Raw genomic sequence first — 6101 nt, 5'->3', positions numbered from 1 at the left:
GAGCGCTAATTAATTGCGGATTGGCATGACCTAAGCTGCTAACGGCTATTCCAGAGTGAAAATCTATGTAACGCTTGTCATTAACATCATACAAATAAATACCTTTGCCATAAGAAAAATTTATATTAATAGGAGAATAAACTGGCAAGATAGGAGAAATTGTCATAAAAGTATGGTATGCTAAATTTTAATTAATAACATAAAAGTCGTCATTTCACAATGAGAAGGATATGTATAAACTAAGTAAACTAACACTTTCTGCACTAGAGAAAAATAGATACGCAAAAGTTATCGCATTATTCTCATCAATTTTTTTGATTTTATTTAGTGTGATATATTTTAATTATTCACTAAGGAATAACTTTCTTTCTTCTTACCGTGACTCAAGTATAGGCTTAAAAAGTGTACTGGAAAATAGCATAATAAAAAAGTATCACTACTTACTAATAGAAAAGCATCACATTAAATACAAGAACTTTGATTACATAAACCAACTGATAAGGTTACGTGCTGAATTATTACAATCAGTTAGCAAAGTGAAGAACTTGAGCTTAATACTATATGATCAAAATAGCAGAATAATGTTCAGTCACTTTAACACCCAAGATCATGATTATGAACAGTTACTTACAGATGACGAAATCGATAGGCTACTAAACAACCAAGAGATATTTTATACTACAGGAAATAAACTAGTTTCTACTTTTCCTATATTTCATGAAGGTGACATTAAGCCATCATTTTTTTTAAAGATCATTCAAAAACACAATAACTCTTATGTCATGGTATATAGCCTATTTTTAACGTTCGTGGGCTTATTATTAGTAATTTTAATACTAATAATGCTTTATTTGCACTTTTCCAATACCCAAGTGCTAGCTAAGCAACATAAAACTAATATCGAATTACAACAGATGAAAGAGGCGTTAGAGCAAGAAAATGCAAACAAGTTAAAGTTTTTTGCAAGCGTTACACATGAGCTGCGCACGCCACTTAATGCTATTATTGGATTTGCAGAGCTGATCAAAAATGAAACTTTAGGTTCGATGGATCATGCTCAATACAAGGAGTATGCAGACGATATATATAATGCAGGGACACATTTACTTGCTTTAATTAACGATGTGCTCGATTTTTCAAAAGCTGAAGCAAGCAGTTTAACAGTAGAAAAAGTGAAGTTTAACCTGAATAAAATAATAGATTCATGTTTGAATATGCTATCACCCAAATTAAAAGAAACCGGAATTAGTTTAAAAAAGGAGATACCCAATAAACAATTATTAGTTATTGCAGATCCCAAGAGGATGAAACAAGTTATAATAAACTTATTATCAAATTCAATCAAATTTACCCCAAAGGATGGCCTAATAAGAATGGTAATTAAAGAGAATATAGAAAAAAACTTATTAACTATTGAGTTCCATGACAATGGAATAGGAATAATGCAGCAAGACATATATAAAGTTATGTCTGTCTTTGGCCAAGCAGATTCAGGATATAGAAACGAAGGTACGGGCATCGGGTTACCACTCAGCAAAAAACTAGTAGAGCTAATGGGTGGAACTTTCGATATTAAAAGTGAAGCAAAACTTGGTACTACGGTAACGTTAAACTTCTCTTATGAAGAGCAAACATGTGAGGATTTGATTGATTTTTAACTGGAGTTCTTAGAAGCTTTGACTATAATATACTATCATACAAATATTATTAACGGAGCGGGGTATGGAATTAGCAGTAGGAAATAATGCTCTTGATTTTAGCTTACCAACAGATTCCGGTGAAAACTTATCATTGAGTGATTTTTTTGATAAAAAAAATGTAGTTCTTTATTTTTATCCTAAAGATGACACTCCAGGCTGTACTATGGAGGCAAAAGACTTTAGAAATAAAATAGATGACTTTTCTTTCCTTGATACAGTGATAATCGGTGTATCAAGAGATAGTATTAAGTGCCACGCTAACTTCAAAGTAAAATATTCTCTACCATTTTATCTAGTTTCTGATGAAAATGCTGAAATACTAGAAAAATATGGTGTTTGGGTAGAAAAGAGCATGTTTGGTAAAAAGTATATGGGAATAGAACGCACTACTTTTTTAATAGATAAAAAGGGTAAAGTAGTAAAGATCTGGAAAAATGTAAAAGTTAGTGGACATGTTGATGAGGTTCTAGAGGAAGTAAGGAGAATATAAATTAAAAAAAACATCTAGGCTAATGGCTACCCATTGCTACATAAAAAAGTTGCAATTACATAATTTTCGTAACCATTCAAGTTTTGAACTGGACTCAAGTGACAATTCGGTTGTGGTAATTGGCAAGAATGGTGTCGGTAAAACTAATATACTCGAAGCGATTTCGTTGCTTGCTAAAAGCAATGGAATGAAAAAAGCAAAAGCTAGTGAGATGCAAAACAAATTCAGTAACGAAAATTGGACAGTGCACTATGGTTTCTTTAATGGAGTAGATTTCAATTCAATCGGTATTGCAAAGAACTTTAATAAGAAACTAATACAAATTGATGGGAAAATGCAATCAGGTTATCCATCGCTGTATAGAATATCAAATGTGATATGGCTAATTCCGCAAATGGACTACATTCTTCTTAGTTCTCCAAGTGATAGGTTAAAATTTTTAGACCGTATAGTTTCATTGTTTAAAGAAAATTATACTTACTGCTATATAAAATATAGGAAAGCCAAACACGAGCGGAGTAAACTGCTGAGGGAGAACATTTTGGACGAGAACTGGCTTTCTAGCCTTGAAAATGTTATGGCTATTAATGCAGTCAATATATTACGTATGCGACTATCTGTTTTAAAAACACTGCAAGATATAATTGATAATCAGTCCACTGAGTTTTTTCCAAAAGCGAGTCTAAAACTCAGCAGCCAGTTAACTTCAAGCGATACTGCAGAATATTTTCAGAATCGTCTAAAGAAAAATAGAGAAAAAGACTCGTTAACAGGTAGAGTAACCTTTTGTGTGAACAATGATAAATTTCAGGTTTTTTACCAAGAAAGAGATATACCAATAAATTTGTGCTCTACTGGAGAACAAAAGTTATTGCTGCTTTCTATCATCTTATCCAGTGTAAAAGCAAGGTGTATTCACCACAATAAGGCACCGCTTCTTCTCCTTGACGATATAATGTCTCATCTGGATGAGCATTATAGGAGGGTGTTGATAGAGGAAATATTAAGTATTCAATGCCAAACTTGGATAACTGACGTAGATCGAAACAATTTTGATAGCTACGTTGATTCTTTCAGGTTCATTGAGTTACAAACGGGTGAGATGTATTCAAGTTAGCTCCAGCTACTCACTGATCTCTTGCATAACTTCTTGGAAATAAATTTATAATAATTTTATATTTTAAATAAAATCTTCTTATTAGTATTGTTTTTTTTGTAAAAACATTCCTAGCTTTCTCTTCACTTTTCCTGGGTCAGTTAGCTTTTTCTTAAGTGTTGCGGCTAGAACCCCAGGTATTTTTGAATCTTGATTATGGGAAATAGTAGACACACTTTCAATATCGTCTGTAGTGAAGATACAGTAGGTAACGACTCCAAGTATAAAAGGATAAAGCTTGTTGAAAAAAAGATGGTGAAGGAAAAACAATAAAATTCTGCGGTCCTTATATTGTAGCATATAGCATTCTTAAACGAGATGGGCAAGAAAGTTTTGTACTATGGGTTGAGAAGGCAAAGTATAATTTCCGCAGAGATGATTTTTGTGATAGCTGGACAGACGGAAAGCTCTACTAAAAGAAAGATATTCCTTTATCAGATGTTAAATTAAAGGTAATACTCGATAAAGATTGTGAATATAAGACCGCTGTATCTGCCCATAATAATCAATGGATCACTTTACCTAAATCATCATTATTTAGTGAAAATCTTAATTTAAAGAAATACTACAATCAAGAACTTAAGTTGTTAAAAAGAGAAGAATGCTATCAATCTGCTTATAGTAACCATTACATATCGGAAGTTATGTATGGTCTAACAAAGATTTGTAAATTAGCCCCTATGGGCTTTCCAAGCTGCAACAAAGGCAATGCCGAAATGTGGGATCCCTTGAATTTTAGTGACACTGTAAAAGATGATAAAATAGTTGTTGAAAAGAATGACAAAGATGGGCTTTTAATTTACTCTGCTGATAGAAATGGAGCTCGTTTGAATAATTACTAGTTACGGTACAAAAATGTTACAGACTATGCAAACTCAGTTTTAAAAGCAGTATTGCTTGAAAATTCAAATATAAGAGAAGCTCTGCTTGAGACTGATGATAGTGTAAATCTGGATAAAAGAAAGTTAAACTGCTTAATTAGTAAGATTCACAATACAGATCTATCACAATTTGCTCAAGAATTAATTACTAACAAAGTAAATGAATTAGGACAAGCAGTTCTGGAAGCAAGGCATGATAAAGGTAAAGGAATCTTAGTAAACAACCCTGATTTACAGGAAGGAGTAGCAGAAAAGTTAAGAGAAAATCCAGGGAATACAAAGGGCCCAAAAGGTGAGCGGGTTCTCAAGGCCCACAGGGTGAGCCAGGTCTAGAGGGTAAGCCTGGTAAAAATGGTGAAAGTTCACCAGCTGATGTTGTAGCTGTTCAACTAACGAACGACGATAATAGAAATACGCTAGTAACTGAAGTTGCAAAGAATGAAGATCTACAGAAGTCTGTGGCACGCAATCAAAATTTAAGAGATGCAGTATCAATTAATTTGAAGAAGGACGAAACCTTTTAAACTACTGTAAAAAGAGATTCTGGTAAAGATGGAAAAAGTCCACCAATTGATGCTATAGCTGCTCAATTACTTACTGGTGCGAATAAAATACATTGGCAGCTGAAGTTGCAAGTAACGAAGGTTTACGAAAGCTATAGCAGGTAATCAGGTTCTAAAAGATGCAGTAACAACTGCTTTGAATGGTGATAATGATTTTCATAATATTGTAAAAGAGCAGCAATAGACAGCTCAACAAATATTAACAACGCAAAGCAGAATTTTACTTTGCAAAAAGGAGAAAAATTACTGGACGGTGTCTATGAAGCAAATATTGTTTTAGATGGTAAGACCATAGCTACCTACCAAAAATAGGTTACTACATGCTCAATGATCAATTGGCCGTGCGCGTAATCATGTTACGAAAGAGGAGGTGGCTATTCCCAGAAATTTCCATTGTTAAAAAGTTGTTAAATTTGGCAATGGTTTTAGCAGTGGTGATTATAAATTGACTTTTGTAATGTATTTGGTAATGAGTTTTTTGAGTATAAAAAATGTGATCCGCAATATTCAAATGTTTCGGATGAATATAAGTTCATAAGTTTAAATTATGTGAAAAAAGAAATAACCGCAATCTCAGCGATTTATCTGGCCATTGGCCGTCGTTTTTCATTATAGAAGGACTTGATGAACCAGGCTCTCCAGGTCATTATCAAGCTGATGTGTCCGAATTAACAAATAACAACAAAGATAGGAAAATGGCTACATTAATTGATAAATTTTGCTATTTTAATGAAAATGATCAGTTTAAGTGTTGCAATTACCACAAAGGAATAAAGTGCCATATTTATGATACTTCTGAAGTCAATCAAGAATACAGGATAACAGATGCAAATAGCAAGTTCTCTCTTACAGGTTATGATGATGTAATTCTTCATACCATTCTATAGTTAACTTAACCATTCTCACATAGCTGACCAAGAAAAGGCTTTCCCAAGTCATACCGCTACAGTATCCTAGCCGTCAATGCGTAGCGAAATGATGGTCGTAGGTGTTACTTTAGCAATAAACACTTAAGAAATTTGCCAAAATGAGAAAAAAAGGCAAAAGAAACCCCGTTAGCTAGTTATTCACTACCTATCTTTAAATTGGAATTTTTATTGTCTTAAACGCTTTAACAAACGCATTTTAGCTTATACTAGATAAAAACCTTGAAAGTTTATAAAGGCACGAGATGCATATAGTGAAAAAATTAAATAATAGTACACCAAGTACATTGAGTTTTTTTGTTATTTAATCTGCATGGACTGAAGATAAACAATAGCTTCAGTACTATAATAAGGGTAATGGCGAAAGTTGTCAAGTAGTTCTTTT

General features: G+C 33.0%; 7 protein-coding genes. 6 read left to right on the top strand and 1 reads right to left on the bottom strand.

The features are described 5' to 3' along the window. The coding region (locus IHO13_RS04150) for an aminotransferase class III-fold pyridoxal phosphate-dependent enzyme (protein ID WP_225538408.1) at nucleotides 1-166 on the bottom strand (166 nt) is incomplete at its 3' end. Between the two features lie 64 nt (nucleotides 167-230). On the opposite strand from IHO13_RS04150, the gene IHO13_RS04145 reads away from it, so the two are divergent. From IHO13_RS04145 to IHO13_RS04120, 6 genes are all read left to right on the top strand, one after another. Next, nucleotides 231-1658, top strand: a complete 1428-nt coding sequence (locus IHO13_RS04145; RefSeq protein WP_225538407.1) for a sensor histidine kinase — start codon at nucleotides 231-233, stop codon at nucleotides 1656-1658. 64 nt (nucleotides 1659-1722) lie between these two features. Further along, the gene (bcp, locus tag IHO13_RS04140) at nucleotides 1723-2190 is read left to right on the top strand and encodes a thioredoxin-dependent thiol peroxidase (RefSeq protein ID WP_225538406.1); all 468 of its coding nucleotides are present in this window, start codon (nucleotides 1723-1725) and stop codon (nucleotides 2188-2190) included. Between the two features lie 22 nt (nucleotides 2191-2212). Beyond that, a complete protein-coding gene (gene recF, locus IHO13_RS04135; protein WP_225538405.1) occupies nucleotides 2213-3307 on the top strand; it encodes a DNA replication/repair protein RecF in 1095 nt (364 codons plus the stop codon). 683 nt (nucleotides 3308-3990) lie between these two features. Beyond that, entirely contained in the window at nucleotides 3991-4188 is a 198-nt protein-coding gene (locus tag IHO13_RS04130) for a hypothetical protein (RefSeq protein WP_225538404.1), read from the top strand. A gap of 51 nt (nucleotides 4189-4239) precedes the next feature. Beyond that, nucleotides 4240-4560 (top strand): hypothetical protein, encoded by a 321-nt coding sequence (locus tag IHO13_RS04125; RefSeq protein ID WP_225538403.1) that lies wholly within the window; start codon nucleotides 4240-4242, stop codon nucleotides 4558-4560. 889 nt (nucleotides 4561-5449) lie between these two features. After that, on the top strand, nucleotides 5450-5677 hold the full coding sequence (locus IHO13_RS04120) for a hypothetical protein (RefSeq protein WP_225538402.1): 228 nt from the start codon (nucleotides 5450-5452) through the stop codon (nucleotides 5675-5677). Nucleotides 5678-6101 lie beyond the last annotated feature (424 nt).

Source organism: Wolbachia endosymbiont of Mansonella perstans, from assembly GCF_020278605.1.
Taxonomy (GTDB): domain Bacteria; phylum Pseudomonadota; class Alphaproteobacteria; order Rickettsiales; family Anaplasmataceae; genus Wolbachia.
Note: the sequence above shows the minus strand (reverse complement) of the source record. Positions and strands in the feature narration are given on the sequence as shown.

Coding starts and splice junctions, on each gene's coding strand:
- IHO13_RS04145 (WP_225538407.1), top strand. CDS start 231: ATGTATAAACTAAGTAAACTAACACTTTCTGCACTAGAGAAAAATAGA.
- bcp (WP_225538406.1), top strand. CDS start 1,723: ATGGAATTAGCAGTAGGAAATAATGCTCTTGATTTTAGCTTACCAACA.
- recF (WP_225538405.1), top strand. CDS start 2,213: ATGGCTACCCATTGCTACATAAAAAAGTTGCAATTACATAATTTTCGT.
- IHO13_RS04130 (WP_225538404.1), top strand. CDS start 3,991: ATGTATGGTCTAACAAAGATTTGTAAATTAGCCCCTATGGGCTTTCCA.